We start from the raw sequence: 25,404 nt of genomic DNA, 5'->3' as shown, positions 1-25,404 counted from the left end.
GCTGCTCCTGATCCTCTTTCCTTCGATTCAGTTGGCCTGGACGGAGAAGACGGCGCTCCCGGAACCCGGTGCGCCGGACAGCTTCACGGCGATCTCCCACTGTCCGGGCATCGGCAGATGCACCGTCGCCCGGTAGTGGCCCGGCGTGACCACGGAAGTCGAACTCGGCGGGAGCGCGTGACCCATCTGCGGCATGGCGGGTTCCACCGACACCTTGTCCGGCGTCGCGGAATTGCCTCGAGCGTCGGTGACAGTGAGATCGACGGTGTTGTCGCCGGTGTGCACGGAGCCGGATACCCGCAGCTGCACCTGGTAGGGCCCGGCGGCACTGCGCGACACCGACGGGGTGTCGTCGGCCGGCCACAGCAGCCACACCGCCACCGCCGCCACCACGGCGACGACGGTCACGATCACTCCCGTGCGTTTGGTCATTGCGGAACCCCCGCTCGAACGTCGACGGTGGCCGGAACGGTCATCACCGAATAGCCGCGCTCGGCCTGCGCCCACACCAGATACCGGCCGGGCAGCGGAAAAGTGAAGGTGAAAGCCACATTCGGGCCGAAAGCGGCCACCGACTCGTCAGGCGGTTGGGCGCCGAGGGCGGGCAGCGGGGCCATGGCGTGCGCGTGCGCCCAGATGGGTACCGTGGCCGCGGCCGTCCCGGCGGGCGCACCCTCGGGGAGCGGTCCGACCGCGATGAGGTGACCGACCATCCCCAGCCAGGGCTGTAGATCCGCCGCTCCGCCGAATGTCGCGGTGAGCGTGGTGGGTTCGCCCGACACCGCCTCGGTGACTGTCACCGTGGCGCCGCCCGGCGCGGAACCCGTGGGATCGGCCGCGCCGGAATCGGTTCGCGCGGTGATCCGCAGCGCGGATCGCAGCAATTGCACGCCCCCACCGCGCCGCGCGATCTCGGCGGCCACCGCGTAGTCACCGGATTCGCCGAGCCCCAGACTGACCCGATACTCCCCGGGCGAGACCCGAACCGGATGCCGATGCCACAGCCGCCCGGATGGACTCACCACCATGAGATGCAGCAGTGCGTCATCGTTGACCAGCAGATCGTCCACCGGCCGCCCGGTCGCCGAATCGGTCAGCGACAGTGCGACCTCGGGCGGCTTCCCGGCCTCGGTCTGTCCGCGCACGGTCAGATTCACCGGCGGCCGTGAGTAGTTCGTGGTCAGCGGCAAGCCCCGCTCCGGGTACGGATCACCGATATTGCCCGATGTCGGATCCAGCAGACTGCCCGCCGGGCGCGGCTGCGGCGCATGCCCCGACAACACCGCCCCCGTCGTGCCGACGGTCACCGCCGCGATCAATGCCGCGACCGGAATCAAGGTCGGCCACCCCCGCTTGGAGAGCAGCGCGGTCCCCAGCGCCACCAGCAGCAGCGCTCCCGCCGCGAAGAATCCGCCGTACGCGGCCCGCTCCCACGGCGTCACCACGCGCGCGGCCACCAGGAAGGGAATTCGCGCTGTCCGCTCTCCATCCGAGACGGTCAACTCCCACGGCCCGGCGTGATCGACCCGCAGCGTCGCCGCGTAGATCCCCGGCCGATCGCCGAGTTCCACGGTCCCCGTCGAGGTCTCACCCCCGAGATCGACCGGTACGGCACTCACCGCCAGCGTCCCCGCCGCGGTTCCTACATGCGTCACGACCTCGACCCGCAACGGCCCGGCCTCGGCCCGCCGCACCACGACGGTCAGTTCCCGGGCTCCCAGCGATTGCGCCACGGTCAGATCGCCACCGGCGGCCGCGCCATCGGCCCGCGCTTGCGGCGCGAACCAGGAACCCAGCAGGGCAACGCAGAGCACGCCGATCACCAGGCACACCCCGCGCAGGCGAACGATCAACGGCGGCTGCACTGTTCCGAACCTACCGAAAACACCTGGCCGGGAAATCCCACCCGCGGGGGATATCCCCTCAGGGGAGTATCAGGGTAGATACCTCGCAAACGACGTGGAAGGCGGCCTACGGCAGGTGGTTTCGCAGCCAGGTCGGGCCGACCGTTGTCGCTCCGAGAGATTCGACCCGCGAACGCAATCCGCGATCCGCGGTCACCACCATCACCGTTCGCGTCTCGTCCGAACCGGTCACCTCGGCGGCCACCACGTCGACGATCTTGTCGTCGCCGGACCCGTCGGCCCGCACCACATGCAACGTCGCCGACCCGTCCGGTGTCCCGTCGCCGGCGCTCTCGTATTCAGCGGCGTCCTGGGACCTGCCGCCGCGATGATCAGCAGCGGCTTTGGCCGCGCCCTCGAGGACCACGATGATCCGTGTCGACGCAGGCAACCGCGCCCGCAGCCCGTCCAGCTCGGTGAGCAGCCGCCGAGCCGCCCCGGCCCGGTCGCGCCACCACCCGTCGGGCCGCGACCCGACCACATTGGCCGCGTCCACCACGATCACCCGTTCGGCATCCTCCACCCGCCCAGTCTCCACCGGACGCCCGGATCTGCGGCATGGGACACCCCGCCCGGATGCGCGACCAGCCGGTCGCGGCCCGGCCGCACACGCCGTGCCTCCGCAGTCCTTTGCTGTCCGGGCCGCCCGTATTGATACGGTTGCGGCCTGGAGAATCATCCGCGAAACGACAGGCAGTGATCAGTTTTGGCGTCCGAATCTATGGCAGGCGAGAGTGCGTCGCGGCGGGCCGCGCCGCCGACCCGGCGTGGACAGCGGACCCGGGGTGCGCTGATCGCGGCCGCGCGCGAGGTGTTCGAGCGGGACGGATACCTTGACGCCAAGATCGCGGACATCTCCAAGACCGCGGGCATGGCGGCGGGGTCGTTCTACACCTACTTCGACAGCAAGGAAGAGATCTTCGCCGCGCTGGTCGAGCAGGTGTCGGAGGAGATGCTGCATCCGCATGTGCGTGAGCGCAGCGGGATCACCGACCCGCGGGCACTGATCGAGGCGGCCAACCGGGACTACCTGTTGTCCTACAAGCGCAATGCCCGGTTGATGGCCTTGTTCGAGCAGGTCGCGCAGATCGACGAGAACTTCCGGCGGATGCGGCTGGAGCGCGGGAAGGCGTTCGCGCAGCGCAATGCCCGGATGATCCGCGAACTCCAGGAGTCCGGGCAGGCCAGCGCCGACCTGGATCCGATGATCACCGCGCACGCGCTCTCGTCGATGGTGAGCCGGATGGCGTCGATGGTTTTCGTTCAGAAGCAACGCATTCCGTTCGAGAAACTGGTGACGACCCTGACCCAGCTGTGGGTGAACGCGCTCCAGCTGAAATCGGAGTGAGCGACCCGATCAGCCCAGGCCGCGCGCGAACTCGAGCAGCGCGGCATTGACCTCTTCGGGCCGCTGCTGCTGAATCCAGTGGCCCGCGCCCTCGAGGATGATCGAGCCGCGCAGATCGCCGAGCAGCGCCGACATCTTGTGCATCGGCGTGAAGTGGATGACGGGATCTGCGGATCCGGCGATGAACAGCGACGGACAGTCGATCTTCACGCCCTCGAGATGGGCGGTCAGCTCCCAGGTGAGGTCCAGGGTGCGGTAGTAGTTCAAGCCACCGGTGAACCCGGTGCGTGTGAAAGTCTCTATGTAATAATCGAATTCGGGCTCGCTGAGCCAGTCGGGCAGCGGTGGTTCCGGTGTGGTGGTATCGATGAAGGTGCCCGCCGTGACGATGTCGTCGCGCAACAGCGCGCGCCGCACATCGGCGGCCAGCACGGCGTCGGCGACCCCGGGCTCCTGGAACCACACCATGTAGAAGTCCGGACCCAGCCGTTTGCGCATGATCGGCAGCGGCGGCCCCGACGAGCGCGGGGTGGCGGGCACGCTCAATCCCGCCACCGCACGCACCCGCTCGGGATACTCGCGGGCCAGATGCCACACCACCGACGCACCCCAGTCGTGGCCGACGAAGATCGCGTCCTCCAGCTCGTAGGCGTCGAGCAGTCCCACCAGGTCCCGGCACACCGTGAGCAGGTCGTAGGCCTCGACCTCGGCCGGGCGGGAGCTGCCGCCGTAGCCGCGCATATCCGGCGTCAGCGTCCGGAAACCCGCCTCGGCCAGCGCGAAAACCTGATGCCGCCACGAGAATCCGAGCTCCGGAAAGCCGTGGCAGAACACCACCGGCGCACCCGCCCCGTGCTCGACCACCCGCAGCTCGATCCCATTGGTCGCGACCTGCGTGCTGCCCAGCCGCTGCCATTCGTCCACCAGATGTGCTGTCCGCATCGGTTCTTCACCTCTCGAGACCGGGCCGGTTGACGCCGGAGATGTCATCAACTTGAATCCGACGTAGGTTTCATATTCCATGAGCCGGCGCATCCGATCCAGCCCGAGACGGCGCGGATCGGAGCCCGGCACGGGCCGGAGGGAGAACTCGTGCAGGTCGCGGGTAGGAACGCCATCGTCACCGGCGGTGGCGGCGGGATCGGCGGCGCGATCGCCGCGCGGCTGGTGCGGGCCGGGGCGCGGGTGCTGGTCGCGGACCTGAACGGCGAGGCCGCCGCGGCGGTCGCGGCGGGGCTGGCCGCGGAGTTACCGGGTGCGGCCGTGGCGGTCGGGGCGGATGTGACCGACACCGATCGCATCGAGGAGTTGATCGCTCGCGTCGAGGCCGAATTCGGGCCGGTGGACATGTATTTCGCCAATGCCGGGGTGATCGGGCCGGTCGGGCTCGGCGACGAGAAGGATTGGGGCGTCACGCTCGACGTGAACCTCAACGCGCACATCCGTGCGGCACGGCTGTTGGTGCCCGGCTGGGTCGAGCGCGGCGAAGGGTACTTCGTCAGCACGGCGTCGGCGGCGGGTCTGCTCACCCAGATCGGTTCGGCCGCGTACTCGGTCACCAAGCACGCCGCCGTCGGATTCGCCGAATGGCTGTCGGTCACCTACGGCGACGCGGGCATCCGGGTCAGCTGCCTGTGCCCGATGGGCGTGGAGACCCCGCTGCTGCGCGCCGGTGAGAACTCCGGGGACGCCCTCGGCGTCGCCGCCACCCGCGCGGTTACGACCGCGGGCGCGGTGCTGACCCCGGACGAGTGCGCCGAGCTGGTCATGGCCGCGATCGACGACGAGCGGTTCCTGATCCTGCCGCACCCCGAGGTGCTCGACATGTACCGCCGCAAGGGCGCGGACTACGACCGCTGGCTGGCGGGTATGCGGCACTACCAGGCCCGCCTGTTGGACAACGCCGACGGTCACTGAGCCGGTCCGCTCATTTCGCGTCCGCGTAGCACTCCACGATCGCGGTGGTGAAGGGGAAGCGGACCGGGGTCGGCCCGAACGCGAGTCGCCCGGCGGTGTCGGCGGCCGTGGCGATCGCCGCGGCGACCGTCTCGGCTTCCTCTTCGGGGCAGTGCACGATGACCTCGTCGTGCTGGAAGAACACCAGTTCCGCGCGCAGCCCGGCGGTGTGCAGGGCCTGGCGCAGCCCCGCGAGGACCAGCAGTGTCCAGTCGGCGGCACTGCCCTGTACGACGAAGTTGCGGGTGAACCGGCCTCGGGCTCGCGCTCGCGGCGTGCTGCCGAATCCTGGTGACCCGCCCGGATCGTCGTTCTGGTCGAAGTCCGCGGCGGGCGGGCAGGTGCGGCCGAACCAGGTGCGGACCAGGCGGCCCTGCTCGCCGGCGGTGGCGGCGTCGTCGACGAAGGCCACCGCGGCCGGATACCGCCGCCGCAGTTCGGCCATGTGGGTGAGCGCGTCCCCGGAGGTCTGCCCGTAGATCGCGCCCAGCATGGCGATCTTGGCCTGCGCCCGGTCCCCGCCGAAGGCGCGGGCCGCCAGGTCGGCGTACAGGTCCTCGCCGCGGCCCGCCACTTCCATCAATCCCGGGTCGCGCGAGATCGCCGCGAGCACCCGCGGCTCCATCTGGTCGGCGTCGGCGACCACCAGCCGCCACCCGGGGTCCGCGCGGATCGCCCGGCGCACGATCTTCGGAATCTGCAGCGCGCCACCACCATTGGTGGTCCAGCGGCCCGTCACCGTGCCGCCGGGCAGATACTCGGGCCGGAAACGCCCGTCGCGCACCCACTGGTCGATCCAGGACCAGCCGTGCGCGGTGTAGAGCCGGTAGAGCGATTTGTAGGCCAGCAGCGGCGCCACCGCCGGATGGTCGATCTCCTGCAACTCCCATTTCCGGGTGGAGGACAACAGGATTCCGGCGCGCGCGAACGCGCGGATGATGTCCTGCGGCAGATCCGGCCGCACGCGGGTTCCCGTGCCGAAGGCCCGCGACACCTCGTCGGCCAGCTCCGCCAGTCGCCGCGGCTCCGATTCACTCGAGATCCGTTCGCCCAGCATCGAATCGAGCAATTCGCGATGCAGGTCGGCGCGCCACGGAATCCCCGCGCGCGACATCTCGGTGGCCACCAGCAGCCCCGCCGACTCACCCGCGAGCAGCATCCGCATCCGCGCCGGATACTCGGCCGCCGCCGTGCGCGCCACCTGCCCCGCGTACACCTCGAGCAGCGCCGTGAACTCGTCGATTCCGTTGGGCAGCGGCACCGGACCCGATTCGAACAGGGTCGGCTCGGTGTCGGCGGCCCGCGCCGGCGCGTCCTGCGGCACCGGCAGCCCGCGCAGCCGCGCCCACGCCGCGGCCAGGGACCGGGCCTGCCCGGACTGCCCCTGCTCGTGCCCGATCAGCAGCGACTCCGCCGCCTCCACGTCATAGCAGCGGTCCACGCGCACACCCGCATCGAGCAACCGCTTGTAGATGCCGGCCGTCGACCGCCACACCCATCGCTCGACCTCCGGCCGCGCCCGCACCGCCTCCGCCAGCGAGGCCTCCTCCACCACCGGCCCCGCGGCCCGGCCACCCTCGTCCAGCGGGCACAACCGTGCCCCGCCGTCACCAGTCTCCGCCACCGCCCACCGCATACCAGCGAGTCTGTCAGTGGGCACAGACAATTCCGTGCAGCCGACCGGGACGGGGTGTCCTCGCCGCCGGGCGGCCACCGGGGACCGATCCTGCTCGCCGCCGGTGTGGGCGACCGTAGCGCCCCGATCGCGGGTATTGAGTCCGATGCGGCCGGGTGTGGGCCGCCGAGAGCGGCCGGCGAGCCCTGATCGTGCGGACCGCTACCAATACTGATGCTGCACGCCGTCCGTGTCGGCGATGAAGATGACCGCGTCGGCGCCGTCCAGGTCGGCGCGGGAGAGCGGGAAATGGCCGCGCACAATCGGTTCGGACGCACCGATCGTGGTGGGCAGCGCGGCGCGCAGGGCGTCCGCGGGGAACAGGGCCCGGCCGGTGGTCGCCTCGGACAGCAGGCCCTGCAGGGTGCCGGGGGTGCTGCGCGGGCTCGCGTCGGATGCCACGAACAGGTAGCGCTCGCCGAGGGAGAAGGCGACGAGTGCACCGGCATTGCTCCACCCCGGCTCCTCCGGGTCGACCGCCACCCGGGGGTTGAGGTGCGCGTTGTGCGCGAAGACGAGAGTCGGCCCGCGGTCCTGCTCCTGGGCGGCGATCGCGAGGAGGTGCTGCGCCATCATGTCGGCGCGTGCACTGCTCAGGTCGCCCATGCGGTCGGGACCGGGGGAGGCCATGGCGGCGTGATAGCGCAGCAGCCCTCGGGCGGTGCGTGCGTGGGTGACGGCCTCCGCGTAGCCGCTCGGATCGGCCGCGCGCAGCGCCGGTGCCGCGCGATGCAGCGCATCGGCGAGGTCCCCGGCGATCAGGCGCAGCGTGCGGGCGCGATCGGAGTCGCCGATCGAGGCGGACGGATCGAACATGGCCGCCTCGTTCGTCCAGTCGGCATCCTCGCCCAGCAGCCCGTCCAGGTCGTGCACCGATGCGGGCAGCAGGGCCTCGGGCAGGAAGTCGGCCAGCGAGGACAGGGCGTGGCGGGGGCTGGGCGCACCCGAATACTCCACCGGCGCATCGAATCCGTAGAAGCGCACGCGGTCCGCCGGTGCACGGCCGGCGTTGTATTCGCGCAGCCATTCGAGGAGTTCACGATTGCCGGGTATGCCCCCGAAACCATGGCTGAGCCCGGTGGCGAGGACGGTGTCGAGATCCGTCGCCGATCCGTTCACATAGTCGTCGGCCACGCTCGCGGCGAAGAAGTCGACCTCCAGCGCGATCGACCGGTATCCGAGCTCGACCAGTTGGGCGAGGATGTCGTTGCGCAGCAAGGGAAACGCGGCGATCCCATGCGTCGGCTCGCCGAGTGCGAGCAGGGCGGGCGGTGTGGTGCGCGCGGCGAGCAGCTCGTCCAGGACGCGTCCCGTGCTGGTCGGGTCGTCGATCCGGCGGCTGATCGCGCGCAGTGCGGTGGCAGTGGCGATGGTCATGGCACCCCTTTCCGAAGGACTGCCTTCGACAGTATCGTTGAAGGTTCGTGTGAATCTTTTCTCGGATTTCACCAGTTCAATTGGCCATAACCCTCAAATGGAGGCGATTTGCGACCGATCGACCTCGCCCGGGAGCACGGCTTGTCGGCGCAGGCGATCCGCAATTACGACGCCGCCGGCATTCTCCCGCCGGCCGACCGCAGCGACACCGGCTACCGCCGCTACACACCCCTGCACGCCCAAGCCCTGCGCGCCTTCCTCGCTCTGCGCGGCGGCCACGGCCACGAGCGGGCCACCGAGATCATGCGCGCCACCCATCGCGGCGACATCGAATCCGCCTACCGCCTCATCGACGCCACCCACGCTGCGCTGCAAGCCGAACGCGCCACCCGCACCGACGTGGCGACCGCCCTGGGCAGCCTCTCCGTCGTCGACGCCACCCCGGTTCCCGATCGTCCGCTGACGGTCGGCGAACTCGCGCACCGCCTCGGCGTGCACCCCGCCACCCTGCGCACCTGGGAGACCGAAGGCATCCTGCGCCCCGGCCGCGACCGCGCCACCGGCTACCGGCAGTACGGACCGGATACCGTGCGCGACGCCGAGATCGCCCGGCAACTGCGCCGCGGCGGATACCCGCTGCCCCAGGTTGCGAAGTTCCTCCTCGCCCTGCACGAAGCGGGCGGAGCCGAACCGCTGGCCGCCTTCCTCGACGCCTGGCAGGACCGTCTGACCACCCGCAGCCGCGCCCTGCTCGCGGGCGCGGCGCAACTGGACCACTACCTCACCATCTGCGAGCCGCCACGATAATGTCGCGCACCGCATCGCGGAACAGGGTGTACATCCGGAAAAGGTTGCGCGACAGCCGGATCGGACTCGCCGCGGCTGCCGGGTTCTCCTCGCGGAGAGTGGACGGCATACTGTTCGCATGCGACGTCGAGGACGGTCGGGGTGGGATCGGTCACGAGTCCTCCGGGTGGGGACGGTGTGCGCGGCGGTGGTGGGCCTGACCCTGTCCGGATGCGGGCGCGGCGCGGTCGCGCCGGTGGAGCGGCCCGAGCGAAACGCGCCCGCCAGCGGCGAATACCTGCTGGCCTCCAGCGACAAGTACTACGCGGACCTGCGCGCCACCCTGCCGAGCGTGACCGATCCGCGCGTCCGCGCGAATCTCGAACGGCTGATTCGCACCCCGGTGGCCGAGTGGTTACCCCGCGATCTGGACATCACCGCGGGGACCGTCCGCCAGGACATCGCGCGGGCGCAGGCCGCCGGCTCGATTCCGATGTTCGTCGCCTACGGCATTCCGGGCCGGGACCTGCACGGCGAATCCGGCGGGGGACAGGCGGGCGGGGACGCCTACCGGCAGTGGATCGCGGGCGTCAGCGACGAGATCGGCGGTAGCCCGGCGATCGTCGTCCTGGAACCGGACGCGCTCGCGCACGCCACCGAGATGAGCGACGCCGATCGGGCCGCTCGGCTGTCGCTGCTCGGCTTCGCGTATGCGCGACTGCTGCAGAACAATCCGCAGACCGCGGTGTATCTCGACGTCGGCAACAGCACGTGGGTCGATCCCGCGCGGGTCGCGGACATGCTGCGCACCGTCAGCCCGGGCAAGCCGGTCGCCGGAATCTCGTTGAACGTCGCCAACCGGCGGCCCGACGACGAGATCCGGTCCTATGCCACCCGGATCGAGCAGGCGTACGGCCACCAGCTGTTCGTCATGATCGACAGTTCGGTGAACGGCGCACCCAATACCGCCGACCTGCTCGACTGGTGTAATCCCCAGGGCCAGAGGGTCGGGACGCTGCCCAGCACGCGCTTCGACCGCGACATCATGGTCGAGCACGCCTTCATCAAGACCCCGGGGCAGTCCGACGGCCGCTGCGGTACCAGCGCCGAACCGGCCGGTGAGTTCGACCGGCAGCTGCTGCTCGATCAGCTGTCCTGACCGCCGCTCAGCCCAGGTGCACCCACTTCGCGACGCTGGGCACACCGGCGGAGTTCACCGCGAACAGCATGTAATACCCCGACGGTGCGATGGCCGGATTGTCCGGAACCGTCACCGACACACCGGAATCCGTACGCGTCATCGGCAGATCCACCACCCGCGCATTGGTGTCGGTGACATGGGTGACCGCCGCCGGGGTGAGCAGCCGCACCGACTTCACCTCCGCCGCGTCCGGAAACGCGGCCATGCTGGTGCCGACGGTGTAGGTGACGGTGTCGCCGCGCCGGATCTGGTCGGGCCCGCCGGTGACCACCGGCCGGGCCATCGTGGAGCCGTCCGGCTTGAACAGGTAAGGCGGCGTATAGATTTCGATGCGCCGCTCGAACTTGCCCGGCAAGGTGTTCTTCTTGTCCGCGAACAGCGGGTTCGACCCGTCGGTCATGATCTGGCCGGACGGCAGCAGCACCGCGGTCGAGTGATAGTCGCGGCCCACGGTCGGATCGGCCATCGGGTGCAGCGCACCCTGCTGATCGAGCACGTAGGCGGCCAGGATATTGCTGTCGCCGCGGCCGCGATAGTCATTGGCCCCGTTGGTGATGAACACGTCCCCGCTCGGCAGCGGCACCAGATTCGGATAGCGGGTGCCCTTCGGCAACATCGCCAGCGGCGTGAACACCGGCTGCGCGGCCTTCAGATCGACGAGGTCGATGCGCCCGGTCGACAGCTCCGAATCACCGACACCGCCCCCGCCGACCACCAGCAGCCGCTGCTCCTGCACCGGGCCCAGCCAGGTCGAGGAGCCGGTCTCGAGCATGTTCGGATCGCGCAGGCCCGGCACCAGCTGGAACGAATTGTCGGTGAGATTCCAGATTCCCGGATCGCGGTGCTCCTCGGCCGGACCCCAGCCGGTGCTGGGCCCGCTGAAGAACAACCGGCCGGGTGTGGCGGTCTGGAAGACGGCCGGATAGGTGGGGAAGATGCGGCGCAGGTCGTCGCGCTCGGTCCAGGCGCCGGTCGCGGGATCGTAGATCTCGGTCTGCCCGTCCAGGATCCGGCCCGCACCGTCGAGCCCGGACAGCACCATCACCTTGCCGTCCGGCAGCCGGGTCAGCGTCGGATACCAGCGGGCGTAGCCCATACTCCCGACGGCCGTATAGGTTTCGGTCCACGGGTTGAACGTGTAGGCCGCGTCGATGCCCTGATATTCCTTCTTCTTCAACGCCATCTCCGGCGCGAAGCCATACAGGTTCTGCTGCTGGGCGAAGCTGAGCCCGCCGATCAGGTAGTGGTCGTTGCGATCCCACACGCCGTCGGACCCGGTGGCCTCGGCGGCGACGTACACATTGCGGTCGGTGGCCGACACCTTGTAGGTGACCGGATCCTTGACGGCGGCGGGCACGGTGATGTCGCGGTCGGAGCGATACACCTTGCCACTGTCCTTGCCCGTGAACGTCGTTCCTTTGGGCACGAAGCCGGGATGGTCGGGGTCCTCGTTGCGGATCGTCAGATAGCCGCCCGCGTGGGTGAGATTGTCCGGCAGCACCTCGTAACTGCCGGTCCCGCCCGCGATCAGTACGGTGCCGTCGGCCAGATAGGCGTGATCGGAGCAGAACAGATCGACGGGGGTGTCGATGCGTTTGGCGGTGCGGGTCTCCGGGTCGAAGATCAGCGAGTTGTAGACGGCCTTGTCGGAATTGTGGTGGTCGTTGCCGCTGCCCGCGATGAGCAGCACTTTGCCCGTCGGCAATACGATCGAGTGAATGATGTTGGCGTCGATGTCCTTCGGCAGCGACACGACCTCCCACTTGCCGTACTGCGCCTTGTAGGTGTCGGAATTGATCAGCCGATTGTGCTGGAAGCGGTGATAGAGGGCCGCCACCGTGGCGGTGGTCGCGATGGCGAGCGTGCCGACCACCACCACCGTCACCACCCAGCGCACGAACCGGGTCGGCGTCTTCTTCAGCACGCCCGCTCCTCCGCCCGCTCGATCACCTCGACCACGGTGGACCGCACCGGTTTCCGGCGCGCGGACCAGGCCATCCAGATCGGATTCAACCGCCACACCAGCATGGGCGCGGCCGAGATCAGCGCACCGAACACCGGCCACGCCAGGGTCGCCGGCGCCGCGTACCCGCGCGCCGTGGTGAGCGCGCCGACCCCGATGTAGAAGACCAGCCACATCAGATTGAGCCGGAAGGTGAACCAGCTGTCGCCGCGGCTCTTGGACCCCTTCGGCGTCACATCGAAACCGACGGGCCGCCGAAGCAGGCATTTGATCAGCGCGTTGGCGTACACCGGCGCGGTGACCACACTCATGAACATGCCGTAGACGCCCCAGGAGTTGGTCGTCTCGTAGGGACTGACATTGTGCCGCCGCACCCAGGTGTACAACGCCATCTGGCTCACCGAGGACCACCCGTAGAACAGGAACCAGCTGTCGGGCGACACCACCGCGCCGCTCACCCCGAACCAGGCGAACACCGCCACATTGGCCGCGCCCAGCAGCCACACCGCCCCCATCACCGGGTAGAAGGCCATCAGCAGCAGGTAGTGCACGATCCGTGCCGGGGTCCGCCACATGCCCAGCAGCTGCCGCCAGAACGGACCGAACAGCATGTGCTCGATGGCCCCCCGCGCCCAGCGATTCTGCTGCTTGTAGAAGTCGCCCCAGGACGCCGGGCCCTCGCCATGGGCCAGCAGATCCGGGGTGTACACGCCCTTCCAGCTGCGCCCGGTCGCCGGATTGCGTTGCGGCAGAATTGCGAAACTGGTCGCCATGTCCTCGGTGATGGAGGGCTGGATGCCGCCGATATCTGTCAGTACACCCATTCGCAGCGCGTAACTGGTGCCCACCAGCATCGGCGCGCCGTGTGCGTTGGCGGCAGTCTGGATCAGGCTGTGGAATACGAACTGCTGGCTCTCGGCCAGCTTCGCCACCACATTGTCGACGGCATTGGCGTAGGCCTGCGGGCCCGCCACGTACGCGACGTCGGGATCGTTGAAGTAGCCCAGCATCCGCTCCCCGAACTCGGCCATCGGCTCGTGGTCGGGATCGATGCCCATGACCACGTCGTAGCGGGGGAGATCGGGGTCCGCGCGGATCATGTCGAGGCCGGCGTTGATATTGCCGAACTTGGTGCGGGTCTCGAAAGGCCCTTTCTTCTGGTGGTATTCGGGCCGGCCGCCGCGGCTCAGATAGCGCACCCGATTGCCGGACCGGGCATCCACCGTGGCGGCCAGTTTGCGGACCCGGTCCGGCTGCTCCGGATCACCCTCGTCGAGGACGTACACGTCGAACACGCCGGGGCCGCGATGCCGGATCCCGGTGGCCGCCACCAAGGTTCGCTCCAGGACGGCGACGTCCTCGCTCTTGGGCACGAAGGTGATCAGCAAGGCGACGTTCATGCCCGGCCGGGCGTGCAGCGGAATCGGCTTGCGCGCCAGCGCCGTGGTCAGCGACATGGCCATCACCAGCGCGAAGCGGATCACCTCGACCGTGACCACCAGCGTCACCATGATGATGGCGATCGCTCCGAACTGCTCGTACTTCTCCCGCGCGCCCAGTCCGTTGTCGACCAGCCAGAGCACATAGCCCCCGCCCAGGCCGGTCGACACCAGCGACAGCGCGATGGTTGACATCCGCCGCCGCCCGCTCTCCAGGGGGCGGAAGGTCACGGTATCGCCGACCCCGTCGAGCAGGTCTCCGCTGACGGTGGCCTTCTCGAGTCGGGCATCGATCGAAGACTGTGCGGTGTAAGAGCTTTCGGTATCGTGCGCCGTGGTACGGCGCGCGCCGTACACCCCCGGAAAAACCACGGACAGCAAGTTATCCCCCAAGCTGAAGCGGGCCCCTCATGAACTTCCGTTCAACACCGAACGCTCACGCCAGAGATTAGCAGAGCGCGACGCCGTGCGCGGATCGATCAGCTTGGGCCACAAAGGTTTCCAGTGCTATCGAACGCCTTGCCGTGTGGCCGTCTCCTGCCCCGGTCCACACGATGGGTATTCGGCACCGGGGCCCGTTGTGTTTCACCACCCGATACCTACGAACCGGTCGTTCCAGGCTGCTCCGAAACCGATTCGGCGGGTGCGGGATCCGGCGTGCCGCGCTGGGTACGCAACAGCGAACACGCCACGCACACCACCCCGAAGAACAGATAGCCGAGCGCGACCTTCGGCGCGGCCGCCCAGCCCACCTCGGCGGCGTGGATCAACCCGACGAAACTGAGCGCCGCACCGGCCGCCGACGCGAGCGCCGCCGCCCGAAAACGCTTGTCCAGCACGAAGGTGACCATGGTGCCCAGCACCAGCCCGGCCAGCACCGCACCCGCGCCGAGCGTCTTCAGCCCGTCGTAGACCACCCCGGCCTGCCCCAGCGCGCCCATGCCGACCTTGTCGGCGGTGGTGCCCGCCGCGCTGAGCGCATTGTCGATCTGCCCCACGCCCCACTCGGCCAGGTTCGGCAGCAGCGCGGCCACCACCGCCACCGCGTGCGGCCGCGGTACCGCCTGGAACGCCTGCGCCCCGATCAGCAAGCCGATGTAGAGCAGGATCGGCACGATCGCCGGAATCGGCAGCACGGTGGCCAGCAGCCCGAAAAGACCCAGCAGGCACATCAATCCGATGATCGCGCCACTGGCCAGCGAGTACCCGGTGCGGCCGCCGGCGTCCTTCCAGCCGGGGTGGCCGATGTACACCGCGGGCGGGAACGGCGACCCGAACCCGGATCCGATGATCGCCCCGAACCCGTCTGCCAGCAGCACGCTGCGCAGGTTGTAGTTGTCGCCGGCGGCCGCGGCGCTCTCCACATTGCTCATCGCCTCGGTGAAGTTGTAGACGCCCAGCGGGATCGCGGTGGCCAGCAGCGGCGCCAGATGACCGAGTCCGTCGAAGAGCAGGTGCAGCCGCAGATCCGGCAGTCCGAGCGCGATATCGTGCGCGGCCTTCGACACGTCCGGGGCCGACATGTAGCCGCCGATCCAGCCGATGGCCGTGCCCGTCAGCAATGCCACCAGTCCGATCGGCACATTGCCGGGCAGCCGCACATCGGTGAAGAACCCGATGAGAATGATGGCCAGCACGGGTAATCCGATCCAGGCGGCCTCCCACATCTGCGCGGCGGGCCGCATGGCGATGAAGGTGATGGAGATACCGGCCAGGGTGCCGAGCATGGCCGCGCGCGGTGTGATGCGACGGATGAACGGGCCGACGAACGCGCCGATCATGACGATCACGCCGATCATGAACGCCCAGGCCAATCCCGCCGACCACGCCCGCATCGGGTCACCGGTCTTCAAATAGATCGGCAGCATGACCACGAACACCACGATGAACATGTGCGGCACGCTGGGTCCGTACGGCAACGCCGTGACCGTGGCGCGCCCTTCCCTGCGGGCCAGCCGGCGCGCCAGCGTCATGTAGTAGAGGTTGCCCAGCACCAAGGCGATGCCCAGCGCGGGCAGGACCGTGCCCAGTACATCGGCGCTGGGAATCTTCACCACCGCGACCGACAAGGTGGTCAGGGTCAAGACATTGACGAGGATGTTGAACGACAGGCCGAAGAAGGCATTGGTGTCGCCGCGGGTCCACCACGGCAGCGCGAACGGTGCGGTGGCGCCGGTGTCACCGGGCAGTCGGGTCTCGACGGACATGGGTGTTCCTGTTCACTGGGCCGGGGTGGGGGAGACGGTGGAGTCGAGCGCGGCGCGCACCGCGGCCGAATCGGCGACCCAGCCGAAGATGCCGCCCTGGGCGGCGATCATGGCCAGGCCGACGCGCTGGAACTCCGGGAAATACGAACCGACGCAATCGGAGACGACCAGGCAGTCGTAGCCGCGGTCATTGGCCTCGCGCACCGTGGTGTGCACACAGACCTCGGTGGTGACCCCGGTGACCAGCAGGGTCCGGATTCTGCTGTCGGCCAGCACCTCCGCCAGTTCGGTGGCAAAGAACGCGCCTTTGCCCGGCTTGTCGATCACCACCTCATCGGCGCGGGGTGCGAGCTCGTCGATGATGTCGTGGCCGTACTCACCGCGGATCAGGATCCGGCCGAACCGGCCGGGATCACCGATCCGCTGGGATGGGCTGCCCCGCAACAGCTTCGCCGGTGGGCAGTCCGAGAGATCGGGCAGGTGGCCCTCGCGGGTGTGGATGACCGGAATCCCGGCGGCGCGGGCGGTGTCCAGCAGTGCCGCCAGCGGCTCGATGACGGTGCGCAGCAAGGCCACGTCGTTGCCGAGGCTCTCGCCGAAACCACCAGGTAGCAGGAAGTCGCGTTGCATGTCGATGACGAGCAGCGCGAGTGTGCCCGGGTCGAACCGGAAGTCCGAAGGCTGCGCCGGAATATGGTGAGCTGCCGTCATTGTCGTTCTCTCTGTGCGAGCCGGAGTTCCGCCGCCGCGGCCGGGCGCGGTTCGTCGAGGATGCGCGCGGCCGCCGCGAGCACGGTGTCGTCGGACAGGGCCGGACCGAACACCATGACCGCCGCGGGCCGCCCGTCCGCGGTCGTGCCCACTGGCACCGACACCGCCGTGAGGTCCAGCAGGTTCCCGAAGTGCGTGTAATGGCCCAGCGTGGTGTTGGTGGCGATGGGATCGGCCAGCACCTGTGCCACGGTGAAAGTGGTGCCGATGGTGGGCACCACGATCACGTCCAGGTCGGCCCACATGCGGGCCACCGTGGCCCGTAGCTCCTGCAGCCGGTGCTGGGCGCGGAACACGTCGACCGCGCTGAATCGCAGGCCCCCGGTGAGGATCTCGCGAATCACCGGCAGGATCGAATCGGGCTGCGCGGTCAGGAAGGTCTCGAACTCGACCAGCCGCTCGGCCACCCAGGGTCCCTGATAGAGCAGCTCGCCGGCCGCCAGGAACGGCTCCAGGGTGGTCGGCACGCAGTCGAATCCGATCCGCCCCAGCCGATCCCGTGCGGCGAGGTGCGTGGCCCGGAAGGCGTCGTCGCCGAAGAAGTCCAGTTCCGCGGCATCGGGCAGCCCCACCCGCAGCGCTCCGCCGGCGTGGCGCGGTCCGCGCGCCCGGCTCCACGGATCGTCGGGGTCCACGCCCGCGATCACGTCGAATACCCGGTCCAGGTCCTCCACCGTGGACGCCATCAACGTCATGCAATCCAGCGACTTGCACGCCGGGACCAGTCCGACCGCGCTGATCAGCCCGCGCGACGGCTTCCAGCCGAGAATCCCGTTGAGCGCGGCCGGAACCCGGCCCGAACCGGCCGTATCGGTCGCCACGCAGAACGGCACCTGGCCCAGCGCCACCGCGCGCGCCGAGCCGGAACTGGATCCGCCACAGATCAATTCGCCGCCGAAGACGCTGCGCGGAATCGGGTGGGGCGTGCGCGTGCCGTTGAGCCCGGTGGCGAACTGATCGAGGTTCGTCTTGCCGACGAACAACGCACCCGCGTCCAGTAGTCGCTCGACGGCGGGCGCGGTTTCGGTGGCGGTGTAGGCGAAGTCGGGACAGGCCAGCGTGGTGGGCCACCCCGCGACATCGATGGAATCCTTCACCCCGAACGGCACGCCGTACAGCGGCAGCGTGCGCGCCCCGGGACGCCGCTCGATCTCCGCCGCGGCCGCCAGCAGCTGCTCGCGCGGCACCGGCGTGATCCAGGTGCCGTCCGCGCCGCGGGCGGCGATGGCGTCGGCGACCCGGGCGGCGGTCCGCGTGGGTGAGCCGCTGCCGCTCTCGTGGGAAGCCAGAATCTCCGTGACCGTGGGACCGGGGCTGCGCATCCGTCGATTGTCGGCAGCATGTGTGAAATCAGCGGTGTCGCAATGTATCCGCTGTGTTAGCTGGTCAGGACCCCGGATAGGTGCGCGAGTCGGTGGTGTATTCGGCGTCGCCGTAGACCGCGAGTTGGCGGCGCACCCGGCGGATCGCATAGGTGTCGGCGGCCCGGCGCAGCGCCGGGCGCTGCGAGGCCACGGTCGCCAGGAGGAAACGCAGGATGACGAACGGCACGGTCACGGCCACCCGGGCCAGGTCCGGGAAGGTCAGGGTGACGCTCATCGCCGCGGCCGCCTCGCGGTTGCCGCCGCAGAAACCGAGGAAGAACACCCGGCTCCAGCTCTTTTCGACCGCGTCGGCGGCCCGGTCGAAGCGGGAGCGGCCCGGGCGCAGGTAGGCGGCCATGGTGGAACGGACCAGCGCGCCGCAGGTGGCGTCGTCGAAATCGTCGCGCAGCACGGCGGCCCGGGCGTGGAAGACCTCGAGGATGCCTTCGGCGGTGGTGGGCAGCAATTCCTCCGGCAGGCCCAGCAGGAAGCAGCGGTAGCGACTGAACTCCAGGATCGCGCGCTCACGGGAAGAGAATTCGGTGCGGCCGCGGCGGGTCGCCAGCGTGGCGAGCAGATACATGTTGATCAGACCGGCCGGCATCTGATCGACCTGCGGCAGCGGGACGCCGAACACATCGGCATCCCACCGGTCCGAACGCGCCAAAGCGTTGTAGCGCACCATCGAATGCATCAGGCGCACCATGGCGGCGGCCTCGAAACCCGCACCGTGGCGTTCCAGCGCGCCCGGCAACGTGGTGATCGCGAAGAACGAGGCGGTCTCGTTGACCCGCCGCGCGGCGCGCCGGCCCGAGAGCGCGCCGGTCAGCGTCATCGGCAGTGCGGCATAGGTATTGAGGAAGGTGGCCAGGAACGCGCCCCGAATCAGGAACGGCGACAGGAAGGCCGCGCCGACCCGCGAGTGCCGCGCGCCCTCCTCGACCAGCTCCATGTCCAGCCACTCGGGTGTCGCCTCCATGGCCGCCAGGAACTGTCGCAACTCGGCGGGAGCGTCGGGGACGGAGTCGACGCCGGCGTGACAGGCCTGGCGCAGCATGCCGATCAGACCCTGCACCCCGTAGCGCGGCGCCAGTGCCGCGTACGGGTCGGCGACCACATCGCCGAGCATCGTTGCGGTGCGCATCAATTCGACGACCCGGGCGTCGGCGAGCAAGGGCTCCCGGTCGGCGACCCAGCCGGGCAGCGACGACTTGTCGCCCGGATCGACGGTGAAACGGAAGGGGGATTCGTCGAAATCGATCGAGCCGTACAGGTCCGGCTGCAGGGCGCGCTGGCTGCGCACGCGGTCGGCGAGTTCGGGGTAATGCGACATCGGACACCTCAACTTTCAACCTGTTAGTTAGAGACTGACAGGTTGTAAGTTAGAGTGTCAAGGGTGATGACCGCTCCCCACGCGCGGCGGCGGATGAGCGCCGAGAACCGCCGCGAGCAGATCCTCGACGTCGCCCACGCGATCGTGGCCTCCGAAGGATTCCACACGGCCACCCCCGGCCGGATCGCCGAGGCGGCCGGCGTCACGCGGCCCGTCCTCTACCAGCAGTTCGGTGATCTGGCCGGACTTTTCGTCGCCCTCATCGACCGGGAGAGCGCGCGGGCGGCGAGTCAATTCCTCGAGGCCGTCGCACAGCTGCAGCAAGCCCCGGACGCCGACCCGTTCGTGAGCGCCTTCGAAGGCGCGGTCCGCGCCATCGACGCCAACCCCGAGACCTGGCGGCTGTTCCTGTTCCCGCCCGCAGGAGCGCCACCCGAACTGCATCAGCGGCTCGCCCGCTCCCAGACGGCGGTCCGCGGATTCCTGGAACAGGAACTGCGGCAAGCCTTTCCCGATCTACCCGACCCCGAATACAACGCGCGCATCCTGCACGCCTCGGGCCGCGAACTGCTGCAACTGCGGCTCACCGATCCCGAACACGCCACCCTCGAACGGCTCGTCGCAGTGGTCCGGCACCTGCGGACCAACGTGCTTCCGCCGAACCGGCCCGCCCGGTGAGCGAATACGCTCGACCTCGTGAGCACATCCAAGATCGTTCTCGTCACCGGCGCGGGCGCCGGAGTCGGCCGCGCCATCACCCACGCGCTGACCGCTGCCGGACATCTGGTCGTCGCGGTGGGACGCACCGAGGCCACGCTCGACGAGACGGTGGCGACCGCGCCCGGACCGGGCAGCGCGCAGGCCATCCGGGCCGACGTCACCGACCCCGCGACCGTCGACGCGGTCTTCGCGCAGATCGTGCAGCGCTGGGGACGGCTGGACGCGCTGATCAACAATGCCGGGATCTTCGGACCCGCCAAGCCGATCGACGAACTGTCGGTGGCGGAGTGGAAGCAGGTCGTCGACATCAACCTGACCGGTTCGTTCCTGTGCGGGCAGGCCGCGTTCCGGCTCATGAAGACCCAGACGCCGCCGGGCGGGCGGATCATCAACAACGGGTCCATCTCCGCGCACACGCCGCGACCGAACACGGTGGCCTACGCCGCCAGCAAGCACGGCATCACCGGACTCACCAAGGCCCTCAACCTGGAAGGGCGCGCGCACGGCATCGCGGTCGGGCAGATCGACATCGGCAATGCCGCAACCGAACTCACCGCGGGCATCGCGGCGGGATCCCTGCAGGCCGACGGCAGCGTCCGCCCCGAGCCGACCATCGACGCGGCGCACGTCGCGCGACTCGTCGCGCAGACCGTCGACCTGCCCCTCGAGGTGAACGTGCCGTTCCTGACCGTGATGGCCACCGGCATGCCGTACATCGGGCGCGGCTGACCTCGCTCCGCCGACGCCCGGACCGGATCACCGGCTCAGCGCCGTCACCTGCTCCATGTGGGAGTGCTTCTCCGGATTGCGCACCGCGTACAGGCCGGTGATCAGACCGTCGTCGATCCGCAGGGCCAGCACCGTGTCGACCTCGCCGTCGCGCCGGACCACCAGCGCCGGATGGCCGTTGACCATCGTGGTGTGGAAGGTCGCGCCGGCGCCGACCCGGTGCCAGCCCTTGGTGAACACGCGGGCCACCTTCTCCGCGCCCACGATCGGGCGCGGCAGCGCGGATCGGACGCCGCCGCCGTCGCCGAGCGCGACCACGTCCGGGGCCAGCAGATCGAGCAAGCCCTGCAGGTCGCCGGTGTCGACCGCACGATGGAACGCTTCGAGCACCTCGCGGGACTCGGCCGGGGACACGACGCCGCGCGGGCGGCGGGCAGCCACGTGCGAGCGGGCGCGATGCGCGATCTGGCGGACCGCGGCCGCGGTCTTGTCGACGGCCTCGGCGATCTCGTCGTAGGGCAGATCGAACACCTCGCGCAGCACGAACACCGCGCGCTCGGTCGGGGTGAGCGTCTCGAGCACCAGCAGCATGGCCATCGAAACGCTTTCCGCCAGTTCGACATCCTCGGCCACGTCCGGCGCGGTCAGCAGCGGCTCGGGCAGCCACTGCCCGACATAGGACTCCTTGCGCCGCCCCAGCGTCCGCAACCGGCTCAGCGCCTGGCGGGTGGTGATGCGCACCAGATACGCCCGCTCGTCGTGCACCGTCTCCAGGTCGACGCCGGTCCAGCGCAGCCACGTCTCCTGCAGCACATCCTCGGCGTCGGCCGCCGACCCGAGCATCTCGTAGGCGACGGTGAACAGCAGATTCCGATGCGTGACGAAGGCTTCGGTGGCTTCGGTGGTCCCGGTCATGGGTGGCTCCCGTTCTGTCGTATCACCCACAAGACACCGCACCCGGCCGTTCTGTGACACCGGGGACCCGATTCGATCGTGAACCGGGTCACGCGGGCCCGGTGGTGGCGTGCTCGGTGGCATCTCGACCTCGTACCGCTCGATCACCGCCCGCCCGACGTTAACTCACGCTAAACGATCGTTGCCGAAACCGGCCTTGTTCACCAATTGCCCTGACAGCACAGTGAAACCGACCGTTCGATCTACCCGAGGAGTTCCCATGAACGCCGGCCTTCGAGCCCTCTCCGCACCTGCCGCCGACCTCCCGGCGGTCGTCGCGGAACTGCGCGACCGCGCCGAAATCGCCGATGCCCTCTACCGTTTCGCCCTCGGCCAGGACACCAAGGACCGCGACCTGTTCGCCTCCGCGTTCACCCCTGATGCCGAACTCGACTTCCGGCCCGCCGCAGCCCGCTGGGGTGGCGCACCGCCGGTCATGGTCGGCCGCGACACCATCGTCGACGCCATCCTGGCCATGTTCACCGGCCGCGTACACACCACCCACCAGGTCACCAACCCCCGCATCACCATCGACGGCGACACCGCCACCATGACCGCCCTCGTCGAAGCCCAGCACCTGCTGGACGCCGACCCCACCGTGCACGCCCTGCTGAAGAACCCCTACGAACTCGAACTGCGCCGTGACGGCGACCGCTGGCTCATCGACCGCATGCGCATCGACAACACCTGGTACACCGGCGATCCCACCGCCATCTTCGGCGGCTGACCCCGCCGGGCCTCAGAACACGAACCCGCGCAAGGCCAGGAACCGCAGCCCGCCGACCGCCGCCATCACCGCGAGCACCGCACCCGCCTGAGCGATCTCCCCGAGCCCGGGCGCCCAGAAATCGAGCCCCGCCAACGCGGCCGTACTGACCACCAGTCCGGCCGCGGCCAGCCCGCCGCCTTCCCACTGCGCGGTGAACCAGCCCACCCGCCCGGCCGCCCGAAACGTCAACTGCCGATGCAGTTCATTGGCGATAACCGTGCTGAGAATCGACCCCGCCACATTGGCCACCAGGGTCCCGCTCCCGTTCATCGCCATGAACACGAGAACGTAAGCGACATTGCTGAGCCCGCCCACCAACGCGAACCGCACCAGCTGCGCGGCCACGTGGTCGCCCCGCAGGAACCGCCCCACCGCCGCAACCCCGCGATCCACGGCGTCCGCGAAGCCGCCGAGGCCCATCGGGTCCCCGTACACCGTCCGCAGCCCGGAATCAGCAATCGCAATGTTCACGCCACTACAGTCGCCAACCCCGCTTACACGGACCTGACACCGACCTGACGCGGCGCTGTCACGCAACCACTCGAACAAACGTTCTACTCGAGGTAGTGTTCCGGGCCATGCCGGAACTCTCACGACGCGACTGGGCGACGATGAACCTCAAAGAGGTGCAGCGGCAGCTGCTGAAGGCGGCGTCGTTCGGGAAGGTGTTGTCGCCGGAGCAGTTGGAGAATGCTGCGGGGAAGATCGGGGAGGGGTTGCGGATCTTTCTGGAGGAGGATCGGGCCGACTAGCGGGCGGCGGGGGTGTCACACCGAGCAGGGCAGGGCGTCGGTTCCGGTCGAGCGCACGAATTCGCGGTCGCCGTAACGGAATTGGCCGGCGTCCCAGGTTCCACCCAGAGCTGTCACGAAGTTGCGGATGAGGGTCTCGTCGGTGCGGTCGGCGACCAGGATCAGGTCTCCGGATTCGGTGAAGGAGCCGCCGCCCAGGCGCTCGGCCACCGCGGGGTCGGCGGCCAGGGCGTCATGGAATCGGATGCGGTCGAGGCCGGTGACCGTGACGGTGAAGCCGTCGGCGCGCTCGTCCTGGCCGGGGAGGTATTCGAAGGTCAGTGCCGATCCCTGGCCGTAGCGCACACGCAGGTCGTCGGCGACCGAGCACGGGTTCTTGTAATCGGTGCAGCCGAGCTGGAACTGGCGGGAGCGCTCGTAGCTGATGCCGGTGTCGGCGGACCAGGCGATGCCGTCGCTCGCCCGATCCGACGGGAGCTGGATCACACGACCTGTCCTTGACTGAAAATTCAGTCAGAGATTAGAGTCGCTGGTGCCCGGCTCGGGTCGTCATGTGCGGACGGCCGTTTCACCAGCGGGTTCATCGGATTCAGCGCGCCGGAGTAGGGAACCCCGCGCCGTTTCCTCACACAAGGAGACTGCGAGATGCAACCACGACGCCGGTTCATGCGATCCGGGCTATTGACCATGGGCGGGCTACTGCTCGCCGGCTGCGACGGATCCATCTCCTCGTGGTTCAACGGCGACCCCACGACCGGTTCCGCCGAGGGCCACTCCGGCGTCATGCCCGACGAGGGCGCGCCCCACAAGCGCACCTGGATGGCTTTCGGGGCGAGCGAAGCCATCTGGGGCCGTCAGCTGCTGCCGCAGGTGCGCGAGAACCTGGCCACCATCGCCGCCACCATCTCCCGCTTCGAACCGGTGTCCATGCTGGTGCGCCAGGACGAACTGGGCCTGGCCCGCAACCTGCTCGGCGGCGCGGACGTCGATCTCATCGTCGCCGACCTCGACGATCTGTGGATGCGCGACACCGGCCCGGTGTTCGTGCGCGGCAATCACGGCAAGGCCGGTGTCGACTTCAACTTCAACGGCTGGGGCGGCAAACAGCAGCACAAGCGGGACAGCAAGGTCGCCACCTTCGTCGACGGCCGCGCCGGGGTGCAGACCGGGCACACCGATCTGGTGCTCGAGGGCGGCGGAATCGAGGTCGACGGCGAGGGCACCGCGCTCATCACCGAATCCTGTGTGCTGAACAACAACCGGAACCGGGGCTGGAAGAAGTCCGACGTCGAAGCCGAGCTCGACCACCTGCTGGGAATCAAGAAGGTGATCTGGCTGCCGGGCATCGCCGGGCACGACATCACCGACGGCCACACCGACTTCTACGCCCGCTTCGCCCGCCCCGGCGTGGTGGTCGCGGCGCTCGACAACAACGAGGAATCCTTCGACTACGACGTCACCCGCCGCCACCTCGACATCCTGCACAGCGCCACGGACGTGCAGGGCCGGCCGCTGGAGATCGAAACTCTCGAAGCGCCTTCGGAATTGCGCTACCGCGGCGCCGGCGACGACTTCGCCGCCGGGTACATCAACTTCTATGTCTGCAACGGCGGCGTCATCGCCCCCGAATTCGGTGACCCCGAAACCGATTCCGCCGCCCAGTCCACCCTGCAACGCCTGTTCCCGGACCGGCGCGTGGTGCAGATCAATATCGACGCCATCGCCGCGGGCGGCGGCGGCATCCACTGCACCACCCAACAGGAGCCCGTCGACTGACCGGCGCGTCAGACCTTCTTCACCACACTGGATTTCAGCTGCATCGCGCCGATGCCGTCGACCTTGCAGTCGATGTCGTGATCTCCGACGCCGGGCACGAGGCGGATATTGCGCACTTTGGTGCCCGCCTTGATGCCGGTCGGGCTGCCCTTCACCTTCAGGGACTTGATGACCGTGACGGTGTCGCCGTCGGCGAGCACATTGCCGACCGCGTCACGGATGACGCCGTCCTCGGCGGCCGCCTCCGCCTCGGTCGTCCATTCGTGCGCGCACTCCGGGCAGGTCAGCAAACCGCCCACCTCGTAGGTGTATTCGCTTGCGCAGGCGGGGCACGGCGGCAGCGCGTCGGTCACGGTCGGCTCCTTGTCTGGGTGAGGGTG

The 25,404-nt window shown here is 69.2% G+C and carries 25 protein-coding genes; 9 read left to right on the top strand and 16 right to left on the bottom strand.

Going from position 1 to position 25,404, the window contains the following annotated elements:
• Positions 1-27: 27 nt before the first annotated feature.
• The 3 genes from ACYVKL_RS08360 to ACYVKL_RS08350 all read right to left on the bottom strand — a co-directional run bounded on the left by ACYVKL_RS08360 (position 28) and on the right by ACYVKL_RS08350 (position 2,427).
• Positions 28-432, bottom strand: coding sequence for a FixH family protein (locus ACYVKL_RS08360; protein WP_379169688.1), 405 nt, complete (start codon positions 430-432; stop codon positions 28-30).
• On the bottom strand, positions 429-1,865 hold the full coding sequence (locus tag ACYVKL_RS08355; protein ID WP_379169686.1) for a hypothetical protein: 1,437 nt from the start codon (positions 1,863-1,865) through the stop codon (positions 429-431). The genes ACYVKL_RS08360 and ACYVKL_RS08355 overlap by 4 nt, the downstream gene beginning before the upstream one ends.
• 106 nt (positions 1,866-1,971) lie before the next feature.
• Positions 1,972-2,427 carry a hypothetical protein gene (locus ACYVKL_RS08350; RefSeq protein WP_379169684.1) on the bottom strand — a complete coding sequence of 152 codons (456 nt, stop codon included), beginning with the start codon at positions 2,425-2,427 and terminating at the stop codon, positions 1,972-1,974.
• Positions 2,428-2,625: 198 nt separating this feature from the next.
• On the opposite strand from ACYVKL_RS08350, the gene ACYVKL_RS08345 reads away from it, so the two are divergent.
• Positions 2,626-3,252 (top strand): TetR/AcrR family transcriptional regulator, encoded by a 627-nt coding sequence (locus ACYVKL_RS08345; RefSeq protein ID WP_213556399.1) that lies wholly within the window; start codon positions 2,626-2,628, stop codon positions 3,250-3,252.
• Positions 3,253-3,261: 9 nt separating this feature from the next.
• Here ACYVKL_RS08345 and ACYVKL_RS08340 read toward each other — a convergent pair whose 3' ends face one another.
• Positions 3,262-4,194, bottom strand: a complete 933-nt coding sequence (locus ACYVKL_RS08340; RefSeq protein WP_379169682.1) for an alpha/beta fold hydrolase — start codon at positions 4,192-4,194, stop codon at positions 3,262-3,264.
• Positions 4,195-4,344: 150 nt separating this feature from the next.
• On the opposite strand from ACYVKL_RS08340, the gene ACYVKL_RS08335 reads away from it, so the two are divergent.
• Complete coding sequence (locus ACYVKL_RS08335; RefSeq protein WP_379169680.1) at positions 4,345-5,169, top strand: SDR family oxidoreductase; 825 nt, start codon at positions 4,345-4,347, stop codon at positions 5,167-5,169.
• A gap of 10 nt (positions 5,170-5,179) precedes the next feature.
• On the opposite strand, the gene ACYVKL_RS08330 is transcribed toward ACYVKL_RS08335, so the two are convergent.
• Both ACYVKL_RS08330 and ACYVKL_RS08325 read right to left on the bottom strand, forming a co-directional pair.
• Entirely contained in the window at positions 5,180-6,844 is a 1,665-nt protein-coding gene (locus ACYVKL_RS08330) for a bifunctional 3'-5' exonuclease/DNA polymerase (protein WP_379169678.1), read from the bottom strand.
• Between the two features lie 201 nt (positions 6,845-7,045).
• Positions 7,046-8,260, bottom strand: a complete 1,215-nt coding sequence (locus ACYVKL_RS08325) for an erythromycin esterase family protein (protein WP_379169677.1) — start codon at positions 8,258-8,260, stop codon at positions 7,046-7,048.
• Between the two features lie 108 nt (positions 8,261-8,368).
• Here ACYVKL_RS08325 and ACYVKL_RS08320 point away from each other — a divergent pair, with 108 nt between their 5' ends.
• On the top strand, positions 8,369-9,067 hold the full coding sequence (locus ACYVKL_RS08320; protein ID WP_379169675.1) for a TioE family transcriptional regulator: 699 nt from the start codon (positions 8,369-8,371) through the stop codon (positions 9,065-9,067).
• 118 nt (positions 9,068-9,185) lie between these two features.
• Positions 9,186-10,205 carry a glycoside hydrolase family 6 protein gene (locus ACYVKL_RS08315; RefSeq protein WP_379169673.1) on the top strand — a complete coding sequence of 340 codons (1,020 nt, stop codon included), beginning with the start codon at positions 9,186-9,188 and terminating at the stop codon, positions 10,203-10,205.
• Positions 10,206-10,212: 7 nt separating this feature from the next.
• Here the strand turns inward: ACYVKL_RS08315 and glxA are convergent, their stop codons facing one another.
• The 6 genes from glxA to ACYVKL_RS08285 form a co-directional block, all read right to left on the bottom strand.
• A complete protein-coding gene (gene glxA / locus ACYVKL_RS08310; RefSeq protein WP_379169671.1) occupies positions 10,213-12,171 on the bottom strand; it encodes a radical copper oxidase GlxA in 1,959 nt (652 codons plus the stop codon).
• Positions 12,165-14,021 carry a glycosyltransferase family 2 protein gene (locus tag ACYVKL_RS08305; protein WP_379169669.1) on the bottom strand — a complete coding sequence of 619 codons (1,857 nt, stop codon included), beginning with the start codon at positions 14,019-14,021 and terminating at the stop codon, positions 12,165-12,167. Before ACYVKL_RS08305 ends, glxA begins: the two co-directional genes overlap by 7 nt.
• A gap of 227 nt (positions 14,022-14,248) precedes the next feature.
• Entirely contained in the window at positions 14,249-15,856 is a 1,608-nt protein-coding gene (locus ACYVKL_RS08300) for a regulator (RefSeq protein WP_379169667.1), read from the bottom strand.
• Between the two features lie 12 nt (positions 15,857-15,868).
• The gene (locus ACYVKL_RS08295; RefSeq protein ID WP_379169665.1) at positions 15,869-16,567 is read right to left on the bottom strand and encodes a cysteine hydrolase family protein; all 699 of its coding nucleotides are present in this window, start codon (positions 16,565-16,567) and stop codon (positions 15,869-15,871) included.
• The gene (locus ACYVKL_RS08290) at positions 16,564-17,949 is read right to left on the bottom strand and encodes an allophanate hydrolase (RefSeq protein ID WP_379169664.1); all 1,386 of its coding nucleotides are present in this window, start codon (positions 17,947-17,949) and stop codon (positions 16,564-16,566) included. The genes ACYVKL_RS08295 and ACYVKL_RS08290 overlap by 4 nt, the downstream gene beginning before the upstream one ends.
• Before the next feature lie 64 nt (positions 17,950-18,013).
• Positions 18,014-19,324, bottom strand: coding sequence for a DUF2236 domain-containing protein (locus ACYVKL_RS08285; protein WP_379169662.1), 1,311 nt, complete (start codon positions 19,322-19,324; stop codon positions 18,014-18,016).
• A gap of 66 nt (positions 19,325-19,390) precedes the next feature.
• Here ACYVKL_RS08285 and ACYVKL_RS08280 point away from each other — a divergent pair, with 66 nt between their 5' ends.
• Both ACYVKL_RS08280 and ACYVKL_RS08275 read left to right on the top strand, forming a co-directional pair.
• Complete coding sequence (locus ACYVKL_RS08280) at positions 19,391-20,002, top strand: TetR/AcrR family transcriptional regulator (protein WP_379169660.1); 612 nt, start codon at positions 19,391-19,393, stop codon at positions 20,000-20,002.
• An 18-nt stretch (positions 20,003-20,020) separates the two neighbouring features.
• Positions 20,021-20,773, top strand: a complete 753-nt coding sequence (locus ACYVKL_RS08275; RefSeq protein WP_379169658.1) for an SDR family oxidoreductase — start codon at positions 20,021-20,023, stop codon at positions 20,771-20,773.
• Positions 20,774-20,800: 27 nt separating this feature from the next.
• Here ACYVKL_RS08275 and ACYVKL_RS08270 read toward each other — a convergent pair whose 3' ends face one another.
• Positions 20,801-21,688, bottom strand: a complete 888-nt coding sequence (locus ACYVKL_RS08270) for an RNA polymerase sigma-70 factor (RefSeq protein WP_379169656.1) — start codon at positions 21,686-21,688, stop codon at positions 20,801-20,803.
• 259 nt (positions 21,689-21,947) lie between these two features.
• Between ACYVKL_RS08270 and ACYVKL_RS08265 the strand changes: the two genes are divergently transcribed.
• The gene (locus ACYVKL_RS08265) at positions 21,948-22,454 is read left to right on the top strand and encodes a nuclear transport factor 2 family protein (protein WP_379169655.1); all 507 of its coding nucleotides are present in this window, start codon (positions 21,948-21,950) and stop codon (positions 22,452-22,454) included.
• A 12-nt stretch (positions 22,455-22,466) separates the two neighbouring features.
• Here ACYVKL_RS08265 and ACYVKL_RS08260 read toward each other — a convergent pair whose 3' ends face one another.
• Positions 22,467-22,916 (bottom strand): GtrA family protein, encoded by a 450-nt coding sequence (locus ACYVKL_RS08260; protein ID WP_379169888.1) that lies wholly within the window; start codon positions 22,914-22,916, stop codon positions 22,467-22,469.
• Positions 22,917-23,074: 158 nt separating this feature from the next.
• Here ACYVKL_RS08260 and ACYVKL_RS08255 point away from each other — a divergent pair, with 158 nt between their 5' ends.
• A complete protein-coding gene (locus tag ACYVKL_RS08255) occupies positions 23,075-23,248 on the top strand; it encodes a DUF6374 family protein (protein ID WP_213556385.1) in 174 nt (57 codons plus the stop codon).
• 15 nt (positions 23,249-23,263) lie between these two features.
• Here ACYVKL_RS08255 and ACYVKL_RS08250 read toward each other — a convergent pair whose 3' ends face one another.
• The gene (locus ACYVKL_RS08250; protein WP_379169653.1) at positions 23,264-23,734 is read right to left on the bottom strand and encodes a hypothetical protein; all 471 of its coding nucleotides are present in this window, start codon (positions 23,732-23,734) and stop codon (positions 23,264-23,266) included.
• Between the two features lie 159 nt (positions 23,735-23,893).
• Here ACYVKL_RS08250 and ACYVKL_RS08245 point away from each other — a divergent pair, with 159 nt between their 5' ends.
• Positions 23,894-25,024, top strand: coding sequence for an agmatine deiminase family protein (locus tag ACYVKL_RS08245; protein ID WP_379169651.1), 1,131 nt, complete (start codon positions 23,894-23,896; stop codon positions 25,022-25,024).
• 8 nt (positions 25,025-25,032) lie between these two features.
• Here ACYVKL_RS08245 and ACYVKL_RS08240 read toward each other — a convergent pair whose 3' ends face one another.
• Positions 25,033-25,377, bottom strand: a complete 345-nt coding sequence (locus ACYVKL_RS08240; protein ID WP_379169649.1) for a zinc ribbon domain-containing protein YjdM — start codon at positions 25,375-25,377, stop codon at positions 25,033-25,035.
• Positions 25,378-25,404 lie beyond the last annotated feature (27 nt).

The organism is Nocardia tengchongensis, assembly GCF_054781395.1.
The sequence above is the reverse complement of the archived record's forward strand: the minus strand, read 5'-3'. Positions and strand labels throughout refer to the sequence as shown.